At 75.5% G+C, this 22,733-nt stretch carries 25 protein-coding genes; 10 read left to right on the plus strand and 15 right to left on the minus strand.

Going from position 1 to position 22,733, the window contains the following annotated elements; all coding sequences use genetic code 11:
- Positions 1 to 98 precede the first annotated feature (98 nt).
- A complete protein-coding gene (locus ACI8AP_RS13700; RefSeq protein ID WP_456589903.1) occupies positions 99 to 749 on the minus strand; it encodes a ferritin-like fold-containing protein in 651 nt (216 codons plus the stop codon).
- A gap of 317 nt (positions 750 to 1,066) precedes the next feature.
- On the opposite strand from ACI8AP_RS13700, the gene ACI8AP_RS13705 reads away from it, so the two are divergent.
- From ACI8AP_RS13705 to ACI8AP_RS13720, 4 genes are read left to right on the plus strand one after another with little or no spacing between them, the layout of a single operon-like run.
- Positions 1,067 to 2,764, plus strand: a complete 1,698-nt coding sequence (locus tag ACI8AP_RS13705) for a DEAD/DEAH box helicase (protein WP_456589904.1) — start codon at positions 1,067 to 1,069, stop codon at positions 2,762 to 2,764.
- Positions 2,764 to 3,963 carry an outer membrane protein assembly factor BamB family protein gene (locus ACI8AP_RS13710; RefSeq protein WP_456589905.1) on the plus strand — a complete coding sequence of 400 codons (1,200 nt, stop codon included), beginning with the start codon at positions 2,764 to 2,766 and terminating at the stop codon, positions 3,961 to 3,963. Before ACI8AP_RS13705 ends, ACI8AP_RS13710 begins: the two co-directional genes overlap by 1 nt.
- A gap of 49 nt (positions 3,964 to 4,012) precedes the next feature.
- The gene (locus ACI8AP_RS13715) at positions 4,013 to 4,933 is read left to right on the plus strand and encodes an alpha/beta fold hydrolase (protein ID WP_456589906.1); all 921 of its coding nucleotides are present in this window, start codon (positions 4,013 to 4,015) and stop codon (positions 4,931 to 4,933) included.
- Positions 4,930 to 5,805 carry an oxygenase MpaB family protein gene (locus ACI8AP_RS13720; protein WP_456589907.1) on the plus strand — a complete coding sequence of 292 codons (876 nt, stop codon included), beginning with the start codon at positions 4,930 to 4,932 and terminating at the stop codon, positions 5,803 to 5,805. The genes ACI8AP_RS13715 and ACI8AP_RS13720 overlap by 4 nt, the downstream gene beginning before the upstream one ends.
- Before the next feature lie 66 nt (positions 5,806 to 5,871).
- Here ACI8AP_RS13720 and ACI8AP_RS13725 read toward each other — a convergent pair whose 3' ends face one another.
- The 5 genes from ACI8AP_RS13725 to ACI8AP_RS13745 all read right to left on the minus strand — a co-directional run bounded on the left by ACI8AP_RS13725 (position 5,872) and on the right by ACI8AP_RS13745 (position 9,265).
- On the minus strand, positions 5,872 to 6,735 hold the full coding sequence (locus ACI8AP_RS13725) for a RecB family exonuclease (RefSeq protein ID WP_456589908.1): 864 nt from the start codon (positions 6,733 to 6,735) through the stop codon (positions 5,872 to 5,874).
- Positions 6,736 to 6,772: 37 nt separating this feature from the next.
- The gene (locus ACI8AP_RS13730) at positions 6,773 to 7,630 is read right to left on the minus strand and encodes a PHP domain-containing protein (RefSeq protein WP_456589909.1); all 858 of its coding nucleotides are present in this window, start codon (positions 7,628 to 7,630) and stop codon (positions 6,773 to 6,775) included.
- A 50-nt stretch (positions 7,631 to 7,680) separates the two neighbouring features.
- Positions 7,681 to 8,316 carry a PH domain-containing protein gene (locus ACI8AP_RS13735; protein WP_456589910.1) on the minus strand — a complete coding sequence of 212 codons (636 nt, stop codon included), beginning with the start codon at positions 8,314 to 8,316 and terminating at the stop codon, positions 7,681 to 7,683.
- Positions 8,317 to 8,320: 4 nt separating this feature from the next.
- Positions 8,321 to 8,479 carry a hypothetical protein gene (locus ACI8AP_RS13740; RefSeq protein ID WP_456589911.1) on the minus strand — a complete coding sequence of 53 codons (159 nt, stop codon included), beginning with the start codon at positions 8,477 to 8,479 and terminating at the stop codon, positions 8,321 to 8,323.
- Between the two features lie 162 nt (positions 8,480 to 8,641).
- Positions 8,642 to 9,265 carry a DUF6758 family protein gene (locus ACI8AP_RS13745; protein WP_456589912.1) on the minus strand — a complete coding sequence of 208 codons (624 nt, stop codon included), beginning with the start codon at positions 9,263 to 9,265 and terminating at the stop codon, positions 8,642 to 8,644.
- 82 nt (positions 9,266 to 9,347) lie between these two features.
- Between ACI8AP_RS13745 and ACI8AP_RS13750 the strand changes: the two genes are divergently transcribed.
- Positions 9,348 to 9,764, plus strand: a complete 417-nt coding sequence (locus tag ACI8AP_RS13750; protein WP_456589913.1) for an NUDIX hydrolase — start codon at positions 9,348 to 9,350, stop codon at positions 9,762 to 9,764.
- Between the two features lie 23 nt (positions 9,765 to 9,787).
- On the opposite strand, the gene ACI8AP_RS13755 is transcribed toward ACI8AP_RS13750, so the two are convergent.
- The 5 genes from ACI8AP_RS13755 to ACI8AP_RS13775 all read right to left on the minus strand — a co-directional run bounded on the left by ACI8AP_RS13755 (position 9,788) and on the right by ACI8AP_RS13775 (position 14,520).
- Positions 9,788 to 10,297 (minus strand): MaoC family dehydratase, encoded by a 510-nt coding sequence (locus ACI8AP_RS13755; RefSeq protein WP_113798727.1) that lies wholly within the window; start codon positions 10,295 to 10,297, stop codon positions 9,788 to 9,790.
- A gap of 92 nt (positions 10,298 to 10,389) precedes the next feature.
- Complete coding sequence (locus ACI8AP_RS13760; RefSeq protein WP_456589914.1) at positions 10,390 to 10,902, minus strand: DUF6912 family protein; 513 nt, start codon at positions 10,900 to 10,902, stop codon at positions 10,390 to 10,392.
- Between the two features lie 56 nt (positions 10,903 to 10,958).
- Positions 10,959 to 12,338: a WS/DGAT/MGAT family O-acyltransferase gene (locus tag ACI8AP_RS13765; protein ID WP_456589915.1), complete on the minus strand. Its 1,380-nt coding sequence runs from the start codon at positions 12,336 to 12,338 to the stop codon at positions 10,959 to 10,961.
- Between the two features lie 62 nt (positions 12,339 to 12,400).
- On the minus strand, positions 12,401 to 13,696 hold the full coding sequence (locus ACI8AP_RS13770; protein WP_456589916.1) for an AAA family ATPase: 1,296 nt from the start codon (positions 13,694 to 13,696) through the stop codon (positions 12,401 to 12,403).
- Positions 13,696 to 14,520 carry an SAF domain-containing protein gene (locus ACI8AP_RS13775; RefSeq protein ID WP_456589917.1) on the minus strand — a complete coding sequence of 275 codons (825 nt, stop codon included), beginning with the start codon at positions 14,518 to 14,520 and terminating at the stop codon, positions 13,696 to 13,698. Before ACI8AP_RS13775 ends, ACI8AP_RS13770 begins: the two co-directional genes overlap by 1 nt.
- A 201-nt stretch (positions 14,521 to 14,721) precedes the next feature.
- Here ACI8AP_RS13775 and ACI8AP_RS13780 point away from each other — a divergent pair, with 201 nt between their 5' ends.
- On the plus strand, positions 14,722 to 14,976 hold the full coding sequence (locus tag ACI8AP_RS13780; protein ID WP_456589918.1) for a helix-turn-helix domain-containing protein: 255 nt from the start codon (positions 14,722 to 14,724) through the stop codon (positions 14,974 to 14,976).
- 4 nt (positions 14,977 to 14,980) lie between these two features.
- On the opposite strand, the gene ACI8AP_RS13785 is transcribed toward ACI8AP_RS13780, so the two are convergent.
- The gene (locus ACI8AP_RS13785; protein ID WP_456589919.1) at positions 14,981 to 15,550 is read right to left on the minus strand and encodes a hypothetical protein; all 570 of its coding nucleotides are present in this window, start codon (positions 15,548 to 15,550) and stop codon (positions 14,981 to 14,983) included.
- Between the two features lie 96 nt (positions 15,551 to 15,646).
- Between ACI8AP_RS13785 and ACI8AP_RS13790 the strand changes: the two genes are divergently transcribed.
- Together ACI8AP_RS13790 and ACI8AP_RS13795 are read left to right on the plus strand one after the other, a co-directional pair.
- Positions 15,647 to 16,375, plus strand: coding sequence for a LysM peptidoglycan-binding domain-containing protein (locus ACI8AP_RS13790; protein ID WP_456589920.1), 729 nt, complete (start codon positions 15,647 to 15,649; stop codon positions 16,373 to 16,375).
- A gap of 40 nt (positions 16,376 to 16,415) precedes the next feature.
- Positions 16,416 to 16,958, plus strand: coding sequence for an Rv3235 family protein (locus ACI8AP_RS13795; RefSeq protein WP_456589921.1), 543 nt, complete (start codon positions 16,416 to 16,418; stop codon positions 16,956 to 16,958).
- A gap of 84 nt (positions 16,959 to 17,042) precedes the next feature.
- Here the strand turns inward: ACI8AP_RS13795 and secA are convergent, their stop codons facing one another.
- On the minus strand, positions 17,043 to 20,075 hold the full coding sequence (secA, locus tag ACI8AP_RS13800) for a preprotein translocase subunit SecA (RefSeq protein WP_456589922.1): 3,033 nt from the start codon (positions 20,073 to 20,075) through the stop codon (positions 17,043 to 17,045).
- Between the two features lie 83 nt (positions 20,076 to 20,158).
- On the opposite strand from secA, the gene ACI8AP_RS13805 reads away from it, so the two are divergent.
- Together ACI8AP_RS13805 and ACI8AP_RS13810 are read left to right on the plus strand one after the other, a co-directional pair.
- Positions 20,159 to 20,551 (plus strand): pyridoxamine 5'-phosphate oxidase family protein, encoded by a 393-nt coding sequence (locus ACI8AP_RS13805; protein WP_456589923.1) that lies wholly within the window; start codon positions 20,159 to 20,161, stop codon positions 20,549 to 20,551.
- Between the two features lie 10 nt (positions 20,552 to 20,561).
- Complete coding sequence (locus ACI8AP_RS13810) at positions 20,562 to 21,119, plus strand: GNAT family N-acetyltransferase (RefSeq protein ID WP_456589924.1); 558 nt, start codon at positions 20,562 to 20,564, stop codon at positions 21,117 to 21,119.
- Positions 21,120 to 21,153: 34 nt separating this feature from the next.
- Here ACI8AP_RS13810 and hpf read toward each other — a convergent pair whose 3' ends face one another.
- Both hpf and ACI8AP_RS13820 read right to left on the minus strand, forming a co-directional pair.
- Positions 21,154 to 21,837, minus strand: a complete 684-nt coding sequence (gene hpf, locus ACI8AP_RS13815) for a ribosome hibernation-promoting factor, HPF/YfiA family (RefSeq protein WP_456589925.1) — start codon at positions 21,835 to 21,837, stop codon at positions 21,154 to 21,156.
- A gap of 40 nt (positions 21,838 to 21,877) precedes the next feature.
- Positions 21,878 to 22,663 carry a ComF family protein gene (locus tag ACI8AP_RS13820; protein WP_456589926.1) on the minus strand — a complete coding sequence of 262 codons (786 nt, stop codon included), beginning with the start codon at positions 22,661 to 22,663 and terminating at the stop codon, positions 21,878 to 21,880.
- Positions 22,664 to 22,733 lie beyond the last annotated feature (70 nt).

Raw genomic sequence — 22,733 nt, forward strand, 5'->3', positions numbered from 1 at the left:
GCCCGGAGGGTCCCGCGCAGGCCCGACGGACGCGCTCGGCGCACCAGGGGGACGGCACGTGGCCGCGGTGTCGGCCGGAGGCCGACGATGTCATCGCCTCAGGGGTTCAGGCCGAGGGTCTTCATCCGGGCCGTGTGCGCGCTGGTGATGCGCTCGATGAGCCGGCCGATCCCCGACAGGTCGCCGGTGCCGGAGACGATCAGCTCGGCGAGCGGGTCGTGCTCGGCGATCACCGCCTGCGACCGGGTCATGGCCTCCCCCACCAGGCGGCGGCCCCACAGCGCCAGCCGGCCGGCGACCGCGCGGTCGGCGGCGATCGCCGCGCGCACCTCGCGGACGGCGAAGTCCGCGTAGCCGGTGTCGGCGAGCACGTCGAGCACCAGCCCCCGGTCGGGCTCGGGCAGGAAGCCGGCGATCTCGCGGTAGAAGTCGGCGGCCAGCCCGTCGCCGACGTAGGCCTTCACCAGCCCCTCGAGCCACGTGCTGGGCCGGGTGCTCTCGTGGAAGGTGTCCAGCGCCGAGACGAACGGCGCCATCGCCGTCGCGGGGTCGACGCCCAGCTCCTCCAGCCGCGCGGTGAGCCGGAAGTGGTGCGCGATCTCGGCGGCGGCCATCCGGGCGAGCGCAGCCCGGCCGGTGAGCGACGGCGCCATCCGGGCATCCTCGGCCAGCCGGTCGAACGCGGTCAGCTCGGCGTAGGCGAGCACCCCCAGCAGGTCGGCGACCGCCGTGTTCTGGACCGGTGGCACGGCAACTCCTGGGCTCGGCAGCGGTGGCGCCGCGTGCCCCGGAGGGGTGACGCACCCGACACCGGGCAGCGCGGCGCCGAGAGGCTAACCGGTGCTCGCGCTAGCATGGGAATCGGCGAGCCTCCGGGCGCGCTCGAACATCTGTGCGCTGACGATCGCTGGACGACGCCCCCCGGGCTGTCTCCCGGGCCGTGGCGAGGTCCGGTTCCGCTGGCCGCGTCGGCGCAGGAACCGATCCCGCGACAACCGACCCGGGACGGGCGCGAGGCGGCGACACCGCTGCCGCAGCCGGTCCCCAGCAGACCAGAGGCGAGAGTTTGACCTCCACCGAGAAGACCTCCACCGAGACCACCGCCCCCGAGCTGGAGCACGCCGAGACCGGCGCGCCCGCTCCCGAGGAGCTCGCGCAGACCGTCGAGGAGCTCGGCGGCGCCCCCGTCGCCGCCGACAGCCCGCTGTTCAGCGACTTCGACGTGCACCCCGACATCGTCGCCGCACTGGCCGACGTGGGCATCCACCGCACCTTCGCCATCCAGGAGCTCACCCTCCCGCTGGCGCTCGCCGGCAACGACCTCATCGGCCAGGCGCGCACCGGCACCGGCAAGACCCTGGGCTTCGGCGTCCCGCTCCTGCAGCGCGTCGTCCCGCCGGCCGAGGGCGGTGACGGGGTGCCGCAGGCACTGGTCGTCGTCCCCACTCGCGAGCTGTGCGTGCAGGTCGCCCGCGACCTGGGCGCCGCCGGCGCCAAGCGCGGCATCCGCGTGGAGGCGATCTACGGCGGCCGCGCCTTCGAGCCGCAGATCGAGTCGCTCCGCAAGGGTGTCGAGGTCGTCGTCGGCACGCCGGGGCGACTGCTCGACCTGGCCCAGCGGGGCGACCTGATCCTGGGCAAGGTCAAGGCGCTCGTCCTCGACGAGGCCGACGAGATGCTCGACCTCGGCTTCCTGCCCGACATCGAGCGGATCCTCGCGATGGTTCCGGAGAAGCGGCAGACGATGCTCTTCTCGGCCACGATGCCCGGCCCGATCGTGACCCTGTCGCGGACCTTCATGACGCAGCCGACGCACATCCGCGCTCACGGCAACGACGAGGGCTCGACGGTTCCGCAGACCACCCAGTTCATCTACCGGGCGCACAACCTGGACAAGCCCGAGCTGCTCTCCCGCGTGCTGCAGGCCCGCGACCGCGGCCTGGTCATGGTCTTCTGCCGCACCAAGCGCACCGCGCAGAAGGTCGCCGACGAGCTCGTCGACCGCGGCTTCGCCGCCGCGGCCGTGCACGGCGATCTGGGTCAGGGCGCCCGGGAGCAGGCGCTGCGGGCCTTCCGCAGCGGCAAGGTGGACGTGCTGGTGGCCACGGACGTCGCCGCCCGCGGCATCGACGTCACCGGCGTCAGCCACGTCGTGAACTACCAGTGCCCGGAGGACGAGAAGACCTACGTGCACCGCATCGGCCGCACCGGCCGCGCGGGGTCGACCGGTGTCGCGGTCACCCTGGTCGACTGGGACGACATCCCCCGGTGGCAGCTGATCAACAAGGCGCTGGACCTGGACTTCGCCGACCCACCGGAGACCTACTCGACCTCCCCGTGGGTCTACACCGACCTCGACGTCCCCGAGGGCGCCAAGGGCCGGCTGCCGCGCTCGCAGCGGACCCGTGAGGGGCTGGACGCGGAGGTGCTCGAGGACCTCGGCGAGACCGGCAAGCGGAACCGCCCCGCGGGTCGCGGCGACTCGCGCGGCCCGGCGCAGCGCCAGGAGCCCGGCGACGAGCAGTCCGCGGGCGGCGGCAAGAGCCGTCCGCGGCGGCGGACCCGCCGCAGCGGGGAGACGGCGGCCGCTGCCGACGGCCCGGCGGCAGAGGGCGCCGCACCGGCCGGAACGACCCCGGCGGCCTCCGCCGAGGGTGGGAGCGCCAGGCCGCGCCGCCGGCGCCGGCGTGGCGGTGCCGGACGCGGCGGCTCGGGCGCGGGTGGCGCCGGCGCGGAGAGTTCGGGCGCCGGCTCCGAGGGCTGATGACGGAGCACCTCCCGGGGGCCCACGCCTCGCACGCTCGGCGCGGACCCCTGGCGGGTGGCCGGTCCACCACCGTCGGCGCGCCGCCGCTGCGGGTGTGGGTCTGGACGGCGGCCACGGTCGCACTGGTCGTCGTCGCCGCGCTGCTGTGGCGGGGCTCGGACGCGGCCGCCACGTCGAGCAGCACCGCGCCCGCGGCCGATCCCCCTGCGGGGGCGCCGGCCGACACCGTCGCCGAGGCGTGGTCCACCGAGGGCGACCCCGTGCCCGGGGACGTCGTCGAGGAGGGGCGCGTGCTGGTCGGCTCGCCGCACGGGGTGCGCGGGCTGGACCCGGCGACCGGCGAGGAGGCCTGGCACTACACGCGGGCCAACGCCCGGCTCTGCGGGCTCACGGCGACCGACGGCGTCGCGGTGGCGGTCTTCCGGACCGAGGACCGGTGCGACGAGGCGGTCGCCCTGGACGCCGGCACCGGCGTCCGCGCATGGACCCGGAACGTCGACTTCCGCGCGGACGCGACCCTCTCCTCCACCGACCGCATCGTGCTGGCCCGCAGCCCCACCGGGATCGTCACGCTCGACCCCACCGCCGGCGGCATCCGCTGGCGGTACGCCCCTCCGGAGGGCTGCCGGTTGCTGCGGTCCGCGGCCGGCGACGCAGGCGTGGCGGTGCTGCAGCAGTGCGCCGGCTCCGACACCGCGCAGCTCGAGCTGCTGGACGGGTTCGACGGCGACCCGCACTGGACCCGCGACCTGCCGGGATCCGACGGTGGGACCACCGAGCTGGTGGGCGCGGACCAGCTCGTCACGGTGCGCCTGGGCGACGAGGTTCAGCTGCTCTCCGCCGCCGACGGCTCGCTGCTCACCACCCTGGCCGCCGGCCCCGGGTCCGCGGTGCGGGCGTCGGCCACCGACACCGCGGTGCTGGTCTCCGCCGGGGGCACGCTCACCGCGCTCGACCCGGAGTCCGCCCGACCGTTGTGGACGGCTCCCGCCACCGGTGTACCCGGGGAGGCGACCGCGGACGGCACCACGACGCTGCCCGTCCCGACGTCCGACGGGATCGTCCACCTCGACCCCGGCACCGGCGACGAGCTGGGCCGGTCGGGAGCGAGCGACCTGCCCGAGGGTGCGGTGGCCACCGTCGTCGGCCCTGCGGTCGTCCTCGCGCTGCCCGGCGAGGTCCGCGTCTACCGCTGAGGCCGCCCCGCCCCGGCGCGCCCGCTGCGTTCGGGGTTCACTGGGGGCCATGGTCCTGCCCGGCGGCCCCGATGCCCGACCCGTGTCCCTCGCCATCGCGCCCGACGACCTCCGCCAGCTCGCGCGGCACGACGCGGTCGCGCGCACCTTTCCCGGCGGCGCCGGGCCGCTCGCCGCCCTGGACACCGGGGGAAGCGCCGCCCGCGGCACCGCGCTGATGGTGGCCGGCTACACGGGCAGCAAGGAGGACTTCGCCCCGCTGCTGAGCCCGCTCGCCGCCACCGGGTACCGGGTGGTCGCGCTGGACCAGCGGGGGCAGTATGAGTCACCGGGCCCCGACGACCCGGCCCAGTACTCGGTGGCGGCCCTCGGCGCCGACGTCGTCGCGGTGGCGCAGGTGCTGCGGGAGGAGTCCGGTGCGCCCCTCCACCTGGTGGGGCACAGCTTCGGAGGGCTGGTCACCCGGGCCGCGGTCCTCGCCGAACCGGGCCTGTTCACCACCTTCACGCTGCTCGGGTCGGGGCCCTCCCGGCTCACCGGACGCCGCGCCGAGCTGCTGGACCACCTGGGCCCCCTGCTGGACGCCGGGGGCGTGCCGCTGGTCCACGAGACGCTGGAGCAGCTGGCGATGACCGATCCCAAGGCGCAGGCCGTACCGGCGCCGACCCGGGAGTTCTACTCGCGCCGCTTCCTGCGCAACTCCGCCGCCGGGCTGCGGGGCATGGCCGACGCCATGCTGGCCGAACCCGACCGGGTGGCCGAGCTGAAGGAGGCCGGTGTGCCGGTCCTGGTGGCGCACGGGGAGGCCGACGACGCCTGGCTGCCGCACGTGCAGGCCGACATGGCCCGCCGGCTGGGCGCCCGGCACGAGGTGATCGACAACGCGATCCACTCCCCCGCCGTCGAGAACCCGCCGCGCACCCTCGAGGTGCTCTGCGACTTCTGGTCGAGCGCCGAGGAGCGGTCGTGAGCCGGCTGGCACCGCTGCCCTCGCCCGACGACTGGACCGAGGAGGAGGACCGGCTGGGCTTCTTCGGCCCGGGGAGCGTGACCTGGCGGATCCACGGCGACCCCGCATACCACGTCGGCGCGATGGGGGCGCTGATGCTCCAGGCCCTGCACCCGGTGGCCATGGACGGCGTTGCGCGCAACTCCGCCGGCTTCAAGGACGACTGGTGGATGCGCATGACCCGCACCGGCCAGTACATGGAGACGGTCGTCTTCGGGCGGCGGACCGAGGCGCGCCGGATGGCCGCCCGGGTGCGGGGCTACCACCGGAAGCTCTCCGGCGTCGAGGAGACGACCGGCCGCGCCTACCGGGTCGACGACCCGGACCTGCTCCTGTGGGTGCACGCCTGCGCCGTCGCGTCGATCCTGACGACGGCCCGCCGGGCGGGGGTGGCGCTGACGGACGACGAGGCCGACCGCTACGTGGACGAGCAGGTGACCTTCGCGCACCTCGTGGGGGTGCCGCTGGCGACGGTGCCGAGGTCGGTGGCCGAGCTCGACGCGTACTTCGAGGGCATGCGGCCCTCGCTGGCGGCCACCCCGGCGGCCGTGAAGGGTGTCCGGGACCTCTTCCTGCCGCCGATGCCCGGGTGGCTGCAGGTGCTGACGCCGGCGAGGCCGGTGTGGGGCACCCTGGCGGCGCTCTGCTTCGCGCTGCTGCCCGCCTGGGCCCGGAGGATGTACTCCCTGCCGGGGCTGGCGCTGACCGACGCCGCGGCGACCGCCGGGCTCCGGGCGTTCCGGACCGCGTTCCTGGCGCTGCCCGATCGGGCGTACCGGTCACCGATCGTGCGCGCCGGGCTCGTCCGCGCGCCCGTGGCGCCGGCCGCCTGAGAGAGGACCACGCTGCCCCCCACCCCTTGCGAGCTCGGGGCGGGACCCTGCAGCGTGGCCGTTCCATCAGGTGGCCGCGTCGTCCTCGGGGAGGAAGCTCCACGGCTCCCGGGCCGGGCCGGCGGCCTGCCCCGCCGGGCAGCTGGGCCGGAAGTCGCACCACCCGCACTGCTTGCCCGGGACCGCCGGGAAGGCGGCGTCGGGGTCCTGCCCGGCGGCCACCGCCTCGCTCGCCGCCTGGATGTCGATGGCGACGTCCTCGGCCCGCCGGGCGTGGTTGGCCAGCGACCGCTCGGTGTGCTCGAAGGCGGCCACCGTGCCGGAGGGCACGTGGTGCAGCTCGACCCGGGTGCACGGCCGGCGGAGCGTGCGGCGGACGGCGAGGACGTAGAGCGCCAGCGCCTGGGAGCCGCGCGCCTCGTCATCGGTGCTCGGTGCACGGCCGGTCTTGTAGTCGACGACGACGAGCTCCTCGCCGCGTTCGTCGATGCGGTCCACCCGGCCCGAGAGCGTCATCCGCTCGGTCATCGTGCTGACGGTTCGCTCCCGGGCGCGGGGCTCCTCGGTCGGGTCGACGCCGGCGAGGTAGTCGGTGAGCCAGCCGGCCGCCCGGGCCCGCCAGCGGTCGGACTGCTCGTCGTCGCGGAACCCCGCGGGGCTCCAGGCCGCGACGAGCAGCTGCCGCGCGGCCCCGGGCGTGCGGCGCTCGACAGGCAGGTCCCACCACGAGGAGAGCACCTGGTGCAGCGCCGTGCCGACGGTGTGGTGGGCGAACCGCGGGCCGCGCGGCGGGCTCGGCCGGTCCACGTTGGCGAACCGGTAGCGCCGTGGACAGTCGGAGAAGTCGGCAAGCGACTTCGGGCTCGCGCGCAGCAGCCGCCGGGGCATGCCGGGCAGGACGCCCTGCCCGCCGTCCGTGGGGTTGCGCATACCGGTCACGGTAGCCGCGGGGGGCGACGCTTCCGGATCAGTCGCGCCACGGCGCGGTGCCGGTGCCCGCCGCCAGCAGCCGCTCGAACTGCGCCGGGTCCGTCGTGCACGCGCCGAGCGGCGTCGCCTTGTTGGTGCCGTGGTGGTCGCTGGAGCCGGTGGCGATCAGGTCGAGCTCGGCGGCCAGCCCGCGCAGGTGGGCGCGCTGCTCGGCGGTGTGGTCGGGGTGGTCGACCTCCAGGCCGAGCAGCCCGGCTGCGGCCATGGCGGCGATCGCGTCGTCCCCGACCACCCGGCCGCGCGCGGTGGCCAGCCCGTGGGCGAACACCGGCACGCCGCCGGCCGCCCGCACGAGGGCGATCCCCTCGCGGACGTCGGTGTCGGCCTTGCTGACGTAGTACGGGCTGCGGTGGTGCAGCAGCCCGGCGAACGCCTCCGCGACGGTGCCGACGACGCCGGCACGGATCAGCGCCTGCGCCACGTGCGGCCGGCCGATCACCCCGCCGCCGGCGTGCGCGACGATCTCCGCCCAGACCACCGGGTACCCGTCGGCGGCCAGCGCCGCCACGATCCGCTCGGCGCGACCGAGGCGCTCGTCCCGCAGCCGGGCCCGCTCCGCCGCGAACACCGGGTGCAGCGGGTCGAACAGGTAGCCGAGCAGGTGCACGCTGATCGGCGGCTGGTCGGAGGGGAACCAGCGGCAGGACATCTCCATGCCGGGGACGACGGTCAGCCCGGCCGGACGGCCCTCCACCGCCGCAGCCCAGCCGGCCGTCGTGTCGTGGTCGGTGAGCGCCACGACGTCGAGGCCCGCGGCCCGCGCGGCGGCCAGCAGCGCGGCGGGGTCGTCGGTCCCGTCGGACACCGAGGAGTGGGTGTGCAGGTCGATCCGCATCACCGGTCAGCCTGCCGCACGCGGGCATGCACCACCCGGGGAGCGGCCGGTCACGGCTCTCGCGGCGGGAGCGGCGGGATGGGTTCGGTGTCCCGCCGTCCGCCGGTGGCGACCGGCCCGGCCGGTGCCGGCGACTCGGGGTTGCCCTCGTCGTCCCCGGCGCCGGCGCTGCCCCAGTCGCTGCCGAACAGCAGGCCGCTGACCTCGCGGTAGAGGTCGCCGGCGCGCGGCAGGAAGGTGATCTCCGACAGCCCCTGCTGCTGCCCGGCGGACTCGAACCGGAAGGTGCCGTAGCCCAGCAGCTGGCCGAAGAAGGTCTCCTTCCACGTCAGGTCGGTGATCCGGCGCAGCGGCAGCAGCGTGACGGTCCGGACGATCACGCCCGAGGTCAGCAGCACCCGCCGCCGGCTGACGATGAAGTGCCGCATCCACCACTCACCGACCCGCATCGTGTAGGTGGCCAACGCGACCAGGACCACGAGCATCCCGACGGTGCTGGTGACCCGGTTCTCCGGGTCCAGCACGAGCAGCCAGCCGCCGACGAACAGGACCGGCAGGAACTTGAGGGTGGGGACGACGAGCACCGCCCAGTGCCGGCGGGTGACCACCACCGCGTCCTCGTCGTCGAGCAGGTACTTCCGGACGTCCTTGGCGGCCCTGGTCGGGAGCCCGACAGGATCGGCCACCGGCTCAGACCAGGGAGCCGACGAACTGCGCGAGCGACGACGCCGCCTCGCCGAGCGCCTCGCCGGCGCTGCGGACGATCTCCGCCGAGGACTCCGGCGCCTGGATCACGTAGAAGAGCACGAAGGCGACGACCACCCAGGTGAGGACCTTCTTGAGGTTCACCGCCACCTCCGTGGTGTGGGACGAGGCAGCCCGGGCGTCCGGGCCGGCAGGAGGGTCCGCCGGGTGCGGCGGACGCGTTCGTCCCATGAGTAACACAGGCCCCACGGCGCACCGCACCGACGCGCCGGTCACGAGCGGCCCGGTCGGTTCCGCGACCGGGGATCAGCGGCCGGGCAGCAGGTGCTCCCCCACCGGCCCCAGCGGCAGGTCGGGGTAGATCCGTTCCCGCAGGTCGAGCAGCCGCAGCTCCTCGACCAGCAGCCAGGCGGCGCTCATCGGCCACATCACCAGCCACAGCCAGACCCCGTAGGCCTCCCCCACGAACGCCGCACGGTCCTGGCTCGTCGGCACCGCCCACAGCGGGGCGTGCTGGCCGGCGGCCTCGACGTCGACCGAGCTCGGCCCGGAGATCACGTCCCCCGGGTCGAGCCCCGGGAGACCGGCGTAGCCGCAGCCGACGCCGGTACCGGGTTCCTCGGCCACCAGCACGAGCTCGGCGGCGCCCCCGAGCGGGGCCGGTCCGGCACAGTCGACGACGATCGCCCGGGCGCCCGGCTCACCACCCCAGGCCAGCCCGGTCACCGCCCAGCCCGGGGGCACCGGGTCCGGCACCCACGCCGGCACCCGCGCGTCGGCGGTGACGGCGGCGATCGCGTCGTGGGCGACCAGGGCGGTGTGGTGCAGCGGCGTGACCGCGCCGTGCCGGTGGCACCAGGCGTGCGCCTCGGATCCGGGGCGGACGGCCACTGGCTCACCGCAGCGCGGGCAGACCGGTGACGCACTCATCGGGGAACACGGTCGCGGGAGCGGCCCCGATCGTCAAGCGCAGCGGTGCGGGGCCGCGGCCGGCGTGCGTAGCCTCCCGGGTGTGACCGCCGCCGAGCCTCCCGCGGTGCCGTGCGTCGGCGCCGTCGTGCACGACGCGGAGCGCCGCCTGCTGCTGGTGCGCCGGGGCAACGAGCCGGGGCGGGGCCTGTGGTCGCTCCCCGGTGGCCGGGTCGAGCCGGGCGAGACCGTCGGCCAGGCCGTCGAGCGGGAGGTCCGCGAGGAGACCGGGCTGCGGGTCCGCGCGGGGGCGGAGGTGGGCCGGATCCGCATCGACGGCGGTGCGGTCGTCTACGACGTCGTCGACCTCGCGTGCGCCCTGCTGGAGCCCGGGGCGCAGCCGGTCGCCGGGGACGACGCGCTCGACGTCGTCTTCGCGGACGCGGCGACGATCGCCGCCCTGCGGTGCACGCCGCGACTCGTGGAGACCCTGCAGGAGTGGGGCGTGCTGCCGGGCTGACCCGACCGCACGCCCCGCCGTCGTCAGCCGCGGGGGGTGGGCTCCGGGCGGCCGGGCTGCTCGCCGCCGCGGGCCTCCCCGTACGAGCGCTTGGGCACCATGACCTTGCGCCGGAAGATGCAGACGACGGTGCCGTCCTGCTTGTAGCCGATGGTCTCCACGTACACCACGCCGCGGTCGTCCTTCGACTTCGACGGCGTCTTGTCTAGCACCGTCGTCTCGCCGTAGATCGTGTCGCCGTGGAAGGTCGGGGCGACGTGCCGCAGCGACTCGATCTCCAGGTTGGCGATCGCCTTGCCCGAGACGTCGGGCACGCTCATGCCGAGCAGCAGCGAGTAGATGTAGTTCCCGACGACGACGTTCTTGCCGAAGTCGGTGGTCTTCTCCGCGTAGTTCACGTCCATGTGCAGCGGGTGGTGGTTCATCGTCAGCAGGCAGAACAGGTGGTCGTCGTACTCGGTGACGGTCTTCCCGGGCCAGTGCTTGTAGACGGCCCCGACCTCGAACTCCTCGTAGTACCGACCGAACTGCATCTCGCTGGCTCCCGACGTCGACGCTGACAGACGGCTGGTGATCCTACGGACGCGGCACGGGCCGGCACCCGCCGGCGCCCGGGCCCCGGGCGTCAGAGCAGTTCCAGGACCGGTCCGAGCTCCTGCCTGGCGTACCAGCCGAGCTCGTGCCCCTCGGCCTGGTCGACGACGAACTGCGCGTCCTCGCTGCCGAGGTCGGCCTCCAGGACCACGCCCACCGCCCGGCGGACGTCCTCCTCGGCCTCGGCGTCGTCGATGTGCGCGCTCACGACCTCGGGCAGCCGCACCTCGTGGGCCAGCCGGGCCGCGCCGCGCTCCACGTGCGGGTCGTCCATCGGGGTCACCGCGTCGTCGGGCACGTCGGCGGCGAGCACGACCCGGCGGCGGGCGGCCAGGGGGTCGAGGTCGAGCAGCCGCAGGCTCGCCCGCGCCGCGGCCAGGAGCGCGGCGTACTCCAGCTCCTCGGTGTCGGCCTCCGCGTCGCTGAGCGCGTAGAACTCGCGCAGCTGCGGGGTGACCGCGAAGACGGTCTGCGGAGCGGGCAGGTGCCCCTCCTCGACCAGGGTGCGGAGCACGTTCGTCGTCGCCGGCAGGTACACGCGCACCCGGCTGACCCCCTTCGTCGGTGGAAGGACGACCGTAGCCGCCGCCGGACGGCGGGTCAGGACGAGGTCTCGACCAGCCCGGCGACCTCCTGCTCGATGAGGTCGGCGAGCACGTCGACGTCACCCATGCTGTCCCGGTCGGCGTTGAGGCCGAAGAACACCGTGCCGTCGTAGGAGGTCATGCCGATCGACAGCCCCTGCCCGCGGGCCAGCGGCACCACCGGGAACACCTCCAGCACCCGGCCACCGGCGGCGTACAGCGGCACCTGGGGGCCCGGCACGTTGGTCACCACGAGGTTGAACAGCCGCCGGGAGAGCCCCCGGGCCGCCCGGGCGCCCAGCGCGTGCAGCGTCGACGGGGCGAACCCGCTGAGCGCGATCAGGCTGTCCGCCCCGACCGACTGCCCGTGCTGGGTGAGCCCGCGCATGGCGTAGGTGAGCCGGGCGAGCCGGACCCTCGGGTTGGGCTCCCCCACCGGCAGGTCCACCAGGTGGGAGGTGACCTGGTTGCCCGCGGAGCCGTCCTCGTCCTGCACCGACACCGGCACCAGGGCCCGCACCGAGGTGCCGCCGACGAGCGGCTCACCGCGCGAGAGCAGCCACTCCCGGAGGGCGCCGGCGACGACGGTCAGCAGCACGTCGTTCACCGTGCCGCCGTGCGCCTTCCGCACCCGCTTCAGGTCGTCGAGGTCGGCGCACGCCACCGCGACCCGACGTTGCCGCCCGATCGGGGCGTTGAGCGGACTGTGCGGCGCCGGGAGGATCGCCGAGCGGGCCGTGCGGAGCAGGCCGCCGGTCACCCCGCCGATCCGCACGGCGGTGGCGCGCGCGTCGGTCGCCGCGGAGCGCGCCAGCCCGACCAGCGACGACGGGCGCTGCCGGTAGTCCTCGAGGGCCGACCACACGAGCTCGACGCCTGAGGGCGGCCGGCGGGGTCGCCACTCCGCCGCTTCCGGTGCCGGCGCGTCCGGCGAGACGTCGAGCAGGACCTGCCCGATGTCGACGGCGCTGAGCCCGTCCACGAGCGCGGGGTGCGTCTTGGTCACCACCGCCACCCGGTTTCCACCGAGGCCCTCGACGAGGTACGCCTCCCACAGCGGGCGCCGCCGGTCCAGCGGGCGGGACATCAGCCGGGACACCAGGTCGAGCAGCTGCTGCTCCGTGCCCGGCCGCGGCAGCCCCGACCGGCGCAGGTGGTAGGTGATGTCGAAGTCGGGGTCGTCGACCCACACGGGGTTGGCCAGGTGCCCCGGCACCTCGGCGACCCGCTGCCGGTACCGCGGCACCAGCGACAGCCGCGCCTCGACCAGCGCGGCGAGCGCGTCGAGGCCACCGGGAGGCGTCTCGAGGATCAGCACCCCGCCGACGTGCATGGGGACGCCCGGCTCCTCCAGGTAGAGGAACGAGGCCTCCAGGGTGCCCAACCGCTCGACCATCGTGCTCCTCCCGACGGGGCCCTCACGCTACGACGGCGACGCGGTTCCGGACAGCCCGGCGCTCAGCCCGCCCGCCGACCGCGCACCGCCCCGCGTCGGCCGGCCACGGGGACGGGGACCCCCGCGAGCTGGGCGGCCAGGGCGCGCAGCTCCGTGCGCAGCGCCGAGCCCGCCGCCGCCTCGGCCAGGGTGCGGCCGGCCGCGAGCGCCGCATCGGTCGCGCGCCGGTCGGCCGGGAGGAAGAACCGGGGCCGCCGGCCGGTGAAGCGCTCCAGGGCCTCCCCGATCTCCCGGCGCGGCTCACCCGGGACCGGTCCGCGGCGCAGCTGGTTCACGACCAGCAGCGGCTCGACGTCGGGCAGCACGTCGCGCAGCTGCTCCAGCGCCCGCACGCACCGCTGGAGGGCGACGGGGTCGGCCCCGGTCACGCACAGCACCGTGTCCGCGTGCTCCAGGACGGCCAGCGTGGCGCCGTTCCGGCGCGGCGCCGCGGTGTCGAAGGAGAGCTCCTCGTCGTCCTCCACGGCGAAGGCGCAGTCGACGACGGTCAGCCGCGCGAGGAGGCGCGCCTGCTCGAGGACCGCGGTGACCGCGGCCGGCCGGAGCTCCGGCCAGCGGTCGGCGCGGGCCAGGCCGGTGAGCACGCGCAGGTGGGGGCGGACCGCCCACGCCAGCGCGGCCAGCGCCGCGCCGTCCAGTGATCCGAGGCCGGCCTGCCGGGCCGCGCCGGCGAGCCCGGGCGACTCGTCGAGAAGTCCGAGGACCTGCGCCACCACCCCGCCGTGGACGTCGGCGTCCACGAGCAGGGTGGGCACGTCCAGCCGAGCGGACTCGTCGGCCACGCCGACCGCGACCGTCGTCCGGCCGGGGGCCCCTGTCGGTCCCCAGACCGCCACCACCCGGCCCCGTTCTCCCGGCGGCCGCGCCGGCTCGACGGGGGCACCGGGCCCGGGGAGCGCCGCGCGCAGGTCGGCGACGTCGTGGCCGGACGCCGGTACGCCCGTGACCGCCTCCCGCAGCGCCCGGGCGATCAGCTCCGGATCTGCATCGGCCGGCAGCACCTGGGCGACCCCGAGCCGGCGCAGCCGCTGCGCCGCGGCGTCGTCGCCGGGCTCCACCAGCCCGACGACCGCGACGCCGGCCGCGTGTAACCGGGCCACCGTGTCGCCGTCGAGGCGACGCAGCTCCGCCGACAGCAGGGCCGCCTGACCGGTGCCGGTGGCGGCGGCGGCCAGCAGGTCGGAGATGTCGACGCAGCGCCGGACGACGGTCACCCCGTGGTCGTCGCGGTCGAGGGCGCCGACGAGCTCGGACTCCCAGCCGGCCCCGGTCACGGCGGTGAAGACCTGCAGTGCCATCAGCCGGTCGGTCCCGCCGGTGCGGGCGCTCCCTCGGTGGCCGCGGCCGGCCCCGGAGCAGGGCCGGGCGCGGACGACGGTGCGGGCGTGGCGCGCGCCGCGCTCGACGGCGCCGGGGGGCCGGTCCGCTGCACCGCGGTCGCCCCGGCCGGGTGGGCGACGACCACGAGCGGGCGCCCGGCGATGGCCGCCAGCACGTCTGCGGCGTCGTCGGCCGCGACGCTCACCACGACCTGCACCGTGGTGGTCGGCGTGGAGAGCACGCCCGAGGAGCTGCCCGACAGCGCCTGCACCGGCGCAGCGCCGACGACGAGGTCCACGCTGCCGACGGCCGGCCCGGTGGCCCCGGCCGCCGGGTCGGCGACGGCGTACACGTCGACCAGCTGCCCCCGGCGCAGACCCGGCGGCACGTAGCCGGCCTGGACCGGGAGCGCCAGCTGCACCAGGTCCGACGGCTCCTCGAGGGCCGAGCGGGGCAGGAGCTCCCCGGCCCGGACCCCGCGGGCGAGGGTGCTGCCGTCCGGACGGGTGCTGCCCGCCAGGTACCGGTCCGCGGCGTCGTCGAGCCGGACGTCGACCACCACGAGGTCGTCCGCGGTCAGCACCGTCCCGGCCGCGAGGTCGTCGGCGGCGCTCCAGACCGGCACGGTGGCGTCCGCGGCGCTGACCACCCGCGCGCCGAGCAGGACCGAGGCGAGGACGAGCAGCACCCCCAGCACCAGCCGGAGGTCCAGCCACCCCGGTGCCCGGACGCGCCGCGGGGTGGGCCCCGCCGGCAGCTCGGGGGCCTCGGGGACGGCGCCCGGGGTGCGCACGGCGGTCACACGACCTTCTCTCTGCCGGCAGGCCACCGGCCCGGTCGGGCGCGTCGGCTCGCGGGTACGGGCCGACGGCGGCAATGGGGTGCCGATGATGCGGCACGCGTGCGTACTCGTGCATCCGCCGTCCACACGTTCGGGTGTGGACGGCCGCCACGGACCACCGGCACGGCTGACAGACTGGACGGCGACCGGATGGAGACGCCGATGCCCACACCTCGCTTCCTGACCCTCGACGACGTCGCCGAGATCCTCAACGTCTCGTGGTCGCAGGCCTACGCGCTGGTGCGCCGCAAGGAGCTGATCGCCATCCAGATCGGCGGCCGCGGCCAGTGGCGCGTCGAGGTGGACGAGCTGGAGCGGTTCATCCAGCAGAAGTACGCCGAGGCCCGCGCGGGCACGGTGCCCACCGAGCCGGCTCCGGGTGCCGGCGCGGAGGAGGCCGCCGACCAGCGGGCCTGACGCCTCAGTCCCAGCCCGGCACCAGGGTGCGCACCACGGCCACCGCGTCCACGACCACGGCCGACACCCGCCGCACCGCGTGCGGGCGACGCGGCTGGTCCGCCGGGTGCTCGGCCACCTCCAGGTAGTCGGCGCCCACCCGGTCGATCGTCCCGGTCAGCTGCGTGCCGTCGTCCAGCACGAGCTGGACGGCGCTCCGGTCCCGCGCGAGCCCGCGCAGCGCCCGCCGCAGGTCCAGCCGCACCCGCACCGGGCCCGCCTCCTCCGCCGGCGCGGTCCACCGGCCCAGCCCGTCGACGGCCCGCACCGCGGCGACCGCCACGAGCTGGTCGCGTGCCCGCTCGTCGGTGAGCAGCAGCCAGTCGCTCCCCCGGTCGGCGAGCACCCCCCGGACCCGCCCCGCGCCGCGGCAGGTCACCACGAGCTCCGCGCCGAGCGCGCCCCCGATGCGGTCGGCCAGCCGGACGGCGCCGATCTCCGCGCGGGCACGCGACGCCCACTCGGCCCGCTCCTCCGCCTCCTCCGCCGCCTCGAACTGCGCCTGCAGGTCGGCGAACAGCTGTTGCCACCGCATCTCCCACCTCCGCCGACAGCCTAGATCGTGCGAATACTTGCGTTTGCTTGCGTTTGGTTGCTTTAGTGACGCAACGTCAACACGGAGGAGGCGCGGATGTCGGCGCGACGACTGCTCGGCACGGGCCTCGGCATGGCCGCGATCGCCGTCCTGCTGGGGCTGCTGACACCCGCCGTCCCTGCCTCCCTCGCCGCGCTCGGCGCCGCGCAGCGCACGGCCGACACGGGGGGCGCCGACGTCCTCGTCCTCCACCTGGTGGGGCTGCTCGCCTGGGCGGTGTGGGGCTGGGGCGCGCTCGGCCTCGCGCTCACCGCGTGCTCGGCCCTGCCCGGCGCGGCCGGAGCCCTCGCCGACGGCGCACTCCGCGGGCTGCTCCCCCGATCCGCTCGTCGGGCCGCCTCCCTCGCCCTGGGCGTCGGCCTGGGCATCGCCCCACCGCTGCTGGTGACCGCCGCGCCCGGGCTGCCGGCCGCGGCCGCGGCGGAGGAGGTCCCGGCCCGGCCCGGTGCGGGAGCGGGGAGCGCCGTCCCCGACTGGCCGGCCCCGGCACCGCCTGCCGCCCCGACGCCGGACGACGGTGCGCGGGCCGATGCGCCGCCCGACTGGCCGCCGGCCCCCTCCGCCGACGAGCACGTCGTCGTGCGCGGCGACTGCCTCTGGCGCATCGCCGGAGACCACCTGGCGCGCACCGCGGGGCGCGCGCCCGCCACCGCCCAGGTGGCCACCGCCGTGACGGCCTGGTGGCGCGCCAACGCCGAGGTGATCGGCCCCGACCCCGACCTGCTGCTGCCCGGCCAGGTGCTGCGCCCGCCCGCCCTGCCGTGACCCGCCCGTCCGCCACCGACCGCCACTCCCGGGAGCCCCGATGACCGCGCCGTCCCGCCACGCCCCGCCCACCGCACGCCCGGCCCTGCGCCTGACCGTCGTCCCCACACCGCAGCCGCCGGCCGACCCGTTGCCGGCTCTGCGGCTGGTGCACCCGGGACGGCCGCTCCCCCGACCCGTCCCACGCCCGGGCCCCCGGCCGAGCGTCGCGGCCCCCGCCGCCGCGCGCGACGAGTTCGGACCCGTCCTGACGGGGCGGGACGAACTCCCGCCGGTCGGCGCGGCGGCCCGGCGGCTGGTGACCACGGCGCTGGAGGCGCTGGCCGGACGGCGACCACTCGCCCAGGTTCGGCCCCTGGCCTCGCCCGGCGTCTACGCGGCGCTGTCGGCCGGCCGCCGCCCGCGGTGGTGCGCCGAGGGCAACGCGCCGGTGGTGATCGGCCGGGTGCGCGTCTGCGAGCCCGTGGACGGGGTCGCGGAGGTCAGCGCCGTCACGCACCGGGGCGGCCGCGCGCACGCCGTGGCGGCTCGACTGGAGGGCATGGACGGCCACTGGCGCTGCACGGTGCTGCAGATCGGCTGAGCCCCGCGGGCCCCTGCACGACGACGCCCCGCCGACCGTGTGCCGGTCGGCGGGGCGTCGTGGCGTCCGGACGGGGTCCTTCTGCTAGTTGCCGGCCGCCCCGTGGCACTGCTTGTACTTCCGGCCCGACCCGCACGGGCAGGGCGCGTTGCGCGGGGTCTCCTTGGTGCCGGAGACCGTCGCCGTCTTGGCGGCCTTGGCCTTTCCACCCTCGGCCGGGGATGCGTCCAGGCTGGGCGCGGAGTAGGTGAGGTTCTCCGGCGCACGGCGCGGCTCGTCGAGACCCTTGACCGCCAGCACCGGCCCGGTGCCGGCCGTGGCCGCCTCCTCGGCTGCCTCGGCAGCCGGCGCGGGAGATGCCGGAGCAGGGACCTCCGACGGGGGCGCCGGAGCAGGGGCATCCGCGACAGCGGCCGCCGGATCAGGGGCCTCCACCAGCGGGGCGTTCGGTGCCGCGGGCGCCGACGAGCGGCGCGCCGTCGCGGCCGCAGCGCCACCGGCGGCCGCCTTCGCCGCCGCGGCCTGCCGGGCCAGCAGCTTCGCCGTGCCGGCCTGGGCAGCCGCCAGCGCCTTGGCCTCCGCCTCGGCCTGCTTGGCCTTCGCCTCGGCCTCCTGCTCGTCCTTGGTCTTCACCTCGAGGTTGAACAGGAAGCCGACCGACTCCTCCTTGATGCCGTCGAGCATCGCCACGAACATGTCGTAGCCCTCGCGCTGGTACTCCACGACCGGGTCGCGGTTGGCCATCGCGCGCAGGTGGATGCCGGCCCGCAGGTAGTCCATCTCGTAGAGGTGCTCGCGCCACTTGCGGTCGAGCACGCTCAGCAGCACCCGCCGCTCCAGCTCGCGCATGACCTCCGCGCCGAGGGCGGTCTCCCGCTCCTCGTAGGCGCGGTGGACGTCGTCGAGCAGCGCGGCCTTGAGGTCCTCGGCGGAGAGGTCGGACTGCTCCCCGCCGGCCTTCTGCGCGACGAGCTCGTCGACGGTGACACCGACCGGGTACAGCGCCTTGAGACCGCTCCACAGCTGGTCGAGGTCCCAGTCCTCGGCGTACCCGGTCTCGGTGGCGCCGTCGACGTAGGCGGAGACCACGTCGTCGACCATCGACCGCACCTGCTCGTGCAGATCGGCCCCCTCGAGCACCTTGCGCCGCTCGTCGTAGATGACGGCGCGCTGGCGGTTGAGGACCTCGTCGTACTTGAGGACGTTCTTGCGGACCTCGAAGTTCTGCTGCTCGACCTGGGTCTGCGCCGAGAGGATCGCCCGGCTGACCATCTTCGACTCGATGGGCTGGTCGTCGGGCACCCGGAGGGTGTTCATCATCGACTCGAGCATCGGGCCGTTGAACCGGCGCATCAGGTCGTCACCCAGGGAGAGGTAGAACCGCGACTCCCCCGGGTCGCCCTGCCGGCCGGAACGTCCGCGCAGCTGGTTGTCGATCCGGCGGCTCTCGTGCCGCTCGGTGCCCAGGACGTACAGCCCGCCGGCCTCCGCGACCGCCTCGTGCTCGGCCTTCACCTGGGCCTTCGCCGCCTCGAGGGCCTCGTCCCAGGCGGCCTCGTACTCCTCCGGGGTCTCCGTCGGCGACAGCCCGCGGGCGCGCAGCGCCTCGTCGGCGATGAACTCGGCGTTGCCGCCGAGCTGGATGTCGGTACCACGCCCGGCCATGTTGGTGGCCACGGTCACCGCGCCCGGCCGCCCGGCCAGCGCGATGATCGACGCCTCCCGGGCGTGGTTCTTCGCGTTCAGCACCTCGTGCGGGATCCCGCGCCGGAGCAGGTACTTCGACAGCACCTCGGACTTCTCGACGCTGGCGGTGCCCACGAGCACCGGCTGGCCGGCCTCGTGCCGCTCGGCGATGTCGTCGACGACGGCGTCGAACTTCGCCTTCTCCGTCTTGTAGATGACGTCGGAGCGGTCCTGCCGCACCATCGGCCGGTTCGTGGGGATCGGGACGACCCCCAGCTTGTAGGTCTGGTGCAGCTCGGCGGCCTCGGTCTGGGCCGTGCCGGTCATGCCCGAGAGCTTCTCGTAGAGCCGGAAGTAGTTCTGCAGGGTGATCGTGGCGAGCGTCTGGTTCTCGTCCTTGATCTTCACCCGCTCCTTGGCCTCGATGGCCTGGTGCATGCCCTCGTTGTAGCGGCGCCCGGCCAGCACGCGGCCGGTGAACTCGTCGACGATGAGGACCTCGCCGTTGCTGACGATGTACTGCTGGTCCTTCTTGAACAGCTCCTTGGCCTTGAGGGCGTTGTTCAGGTAGCCGATCAGCGGGGTGTTGACGGCCTCGTAGAGATTGTCGATGCCGAGCTGGTCCTCGACGAACTCCACGCCCTCCTCGGTGACGGCGACGGTGCGCTTGTCCTCCTCCACCTCGTAGTGGACGTCGCGCTTCATCAGCGGCACGATCCGCGCGAACTCCTGGTACCACTTGCCGGCGGTCTCGGCGGGGCCGCTGATGATCAGCGGGGTGCGGGCTTCGTCGATGAGGATGGAGTCGACCTCGTCGACGATCGCGTAGTGGTGCCCGCGCTGCACCAGGTCGGCCTTGCTCCAAGCCATGTTGTCGCGCAGGTAGTCGAAGCCGAACTCGTTGTTCGTCCCGTAGGTGATGTCGCAGGCGTACAGCTCGCGCCGTTGCGCGGGGGTCTGGCCGGACAGGATGCTGCCGACCGACAGCCCCAGGAAGCGGTGCACGCGGCCCATCCACTCGGCGTCGCGCTTGGCCAGGTAGTCGTTGACCGTGACCACGTGGACGCCCTTGCCGGAGAGCGCGTTGAGGTAGGCGGGGAGGACCCCGGTGAGCGTCTTGCCCTCACCGGTGCGCATCTCGGCGATGTTGCCCAGGTGCAGCGCCGCACCGCCCATGAGCTGCACCCGGAAGTGCCGCTGCCCCAGGGTGCGGGTGGCCGCCTCGCGCACGACCGCGAACGCCTCGGGCAGCAGCGCGTCGAGGGACTCGCCGTCGGCGTGGCGCGCCTTGAACTCGTCGGTCTTCGCCCGGAGCTCCGCATCGGAGAGGTCGGTGTAGTCGTCGGCGAGCGACTCCACGGCGTCGGCGATTCTGCCGAGGCGTCGGACCAGCTTGCCCTCACCGGCACGGAGGATCTTCGAGAACAGCACGCCCCCAGCGTAGGCGGCCCGGCCGCGACTGCGGTCGCGGCGACCGCCCCGGGCACCACGCGTCCCATCCGTACGCTGCAGCGATGGCACGCGATCCGTCCGACCCCGGCCCCGGGCTGCTGGAGTTCCTCACCGAGCGGCACCTCGCGACGCTGACCACCCTGCGCCCCGACGGCAGCCCGCACGTGGTCCCCGTCGGCGTCACCTACGACGCGGCCACCCGGACCGCCCGGGTGATCACCTCCGGCACCTCCGTCAAGGCGCGGCACGTCCGTGACGGGCGGTCCCGGGTCGCCGTCTGCCAGGTCGACGGGCGCCGCTGGGCCACCCTGGAGGGCACCGCCGTGGTCCGCGACGACGCCGCGTCGGTGGCCGACGCGGTCGAGCGGTACGCGCGGCGGTACAAGCAGCCGCGGGAGAACCCGGCCCGGGTCGTCATCGAGATCTCGGTGGACCGCATCCTCGGCAACCAGTGAGGATCGGGCGGTGAGCCTCGATCTCTCCGCCGTCGACCTGCCCACCGAGACGCTGCGGACCGAGCGGCTCGTGCTGCGCCCGTTCCGGACCAGCGACACCGACGCGGTGCACCGGGCGTCCCAGGACGCGGACACCCAGCGCTGGATCCCGACGATTCCGGTGCCGTACACCCCCGCGGACGCCCGCCGCTTCGTCGAGGACGTGGCCATACGGGAGCGCAGCGAGGGCACCGGGCTGTCCGTCGTGATCGAGGCCGACGGGCGCCTGGCCGGAACCGGCGGGCTGCACTTCCGTCCTGGGCGGCTCGGCCCGGAGATCGGCTACACGGTCGCCCCCTGGGCGCGCGGCAACGGCTACGCCGCGGAGGCCGCGCACGCCCTCGCCGACTGGGCGCTGGGCCTCGGCGCCCCGCGGGTGCACCTGTTCGTCGACGTGGCGAACGCCGCGTCGCAGGTGGTGGCCCGGCGTGCCGGCTTCCGCCAGGAAGGTGTGGTGCGCGCCTGCCTGGACCAGCGCGACGGCACGTGGGCCGACGCCGTCCTCTTCGGCCGGCTCGCCGGCGACTGAGCGGGGCACGGCCGGCGGCCGTGCCCCGCTCAGGTCAGGCGCTCGCCGTTTGCTTCACCGCGGACGCCGGCGCGGCGCCGTCCGAGGCCACGGGGGCCAGGCGGATGAGGCCGTAGTCGTACGCGTGCCGGCGGTAGACGACCGTCGGCTGGCCGGTGTCGGCGCACTGGAACAGGAAGAAGTCGTGGCCGACCAGCTCCATCTCGTGGAGGGCCTGGTCGACGGTCATCGGTGTCGCGGGGTGGTGCTTCTCCCGCACGATCTGGCCGGGCAGGTGCTCGTCGAGGTCGGTGACGTGGGTGCCGGAGGCCAGTTCGCGGTCGAGCTGGAGCTGCTGCTCGATGGTCAGCTCGGGATTGCCGGCGTCCAGCGCGGCACCGTTGAGGCGCACGCTGTCGGGGGTCCGCCGGCCGTGGTGCACCCGGCGACGGTCGGCCGCCCGACGCAGCCGGTTGTCCAGCTTGCCCGAGGCCAGGTCGAGCGCAGCGTAGAAGTCCGGGCCCGCCGCCTCGGCGCGGATCACCGGCCCCTTGCCGCGCAGGGTGATCTCCACCCGCTGGCAGCTGGCCGACTGGCGCGGGTTCTTCTCGTGGAAGAGCTCGACGTCGATGCGGGACAGCTTGGCGTCGAACCGCTCGAGCTGGCCGACCTTGTCCTCGACGTGCTGGCGGTAGTGCTCGGGGACCTCGACGTTGCGACCACGGACCACGATCTCCATGGGACCTCCCGGTTGGGGACGGGCGTTGGTCGCTTCGACGCTAGTCCCTCCCCCTGGACCGCGACAGTCGATCGAGGTCGTGGTGGACGACCGTCCCGATCCGGTACGCGGGGCTCCCCGCAGCGCCCCGCGCCGGGCCTGCCGGCGTCCGAGGGGTGGCCGCGACGACCGCCGCGACCACCCCGCCCGCAGCCCCCCGGGCGGCTCCCAGCGCCCGCGCCGCCTCCGTCAGCGTGGCGCCCGTGGTCACCACGTCGTCGACCAGCACCAGCAGCGCACCGGGCGTCGGCGGCGGGCCGGTGACCTCGAAGGTGCCGGCCAGGTTGGCCCGCCGCTCGGCGGTGGACAACCCCGACGAGTCCCGGACGCGGCCGCGCCGGCGCAGCAGCCGGCACTCCTGCGCCGACACCCCGGCCGCGCGCAGCTCGAGCACCGCCCGCCCGGTCAGCTCGCGCACGTGGTCGCGGCCCCGGGCCCGGAGGGCCGCCCGCGACGCGGGTACCGGCACCAGCAGCAGCGGTGGCTCCCCGGCCACCCCGATCCGGACCCCGGCGACCGCCAGGGCGAGCGCGGTGCCCAGCGGCGCGGCCAGCTCCGCACGGCCGTGCTCCTTGAACGCGTTGACCACCGGGCGCACCGGTCCCGCGTAGACCGCGGCGGCGACCGTCGGCGGGAAGCCCGCGGGGAACCGCCGGGGCGAGGCGAGGTGCGGTACGGCCAGCAGCCGCGCGCAGCGGGTGCAGAGCACGGCGCCGGGGAGCCCGCACCCCGCGCAGGTGCGGGGCAGGACCAGGTCGGCCAGCGCCGACAGCACCCCGGAGCCCACCGGGCCAGCCTGCCGGGTGGCGCGGGCACGAGGTGGACGCCGCTTCCGGGTTGTGGACGGCGGTGCACCT

It is taken from the genome of Blastococcus sp. SYSU DS1021 (assembly GCF_054050995.1).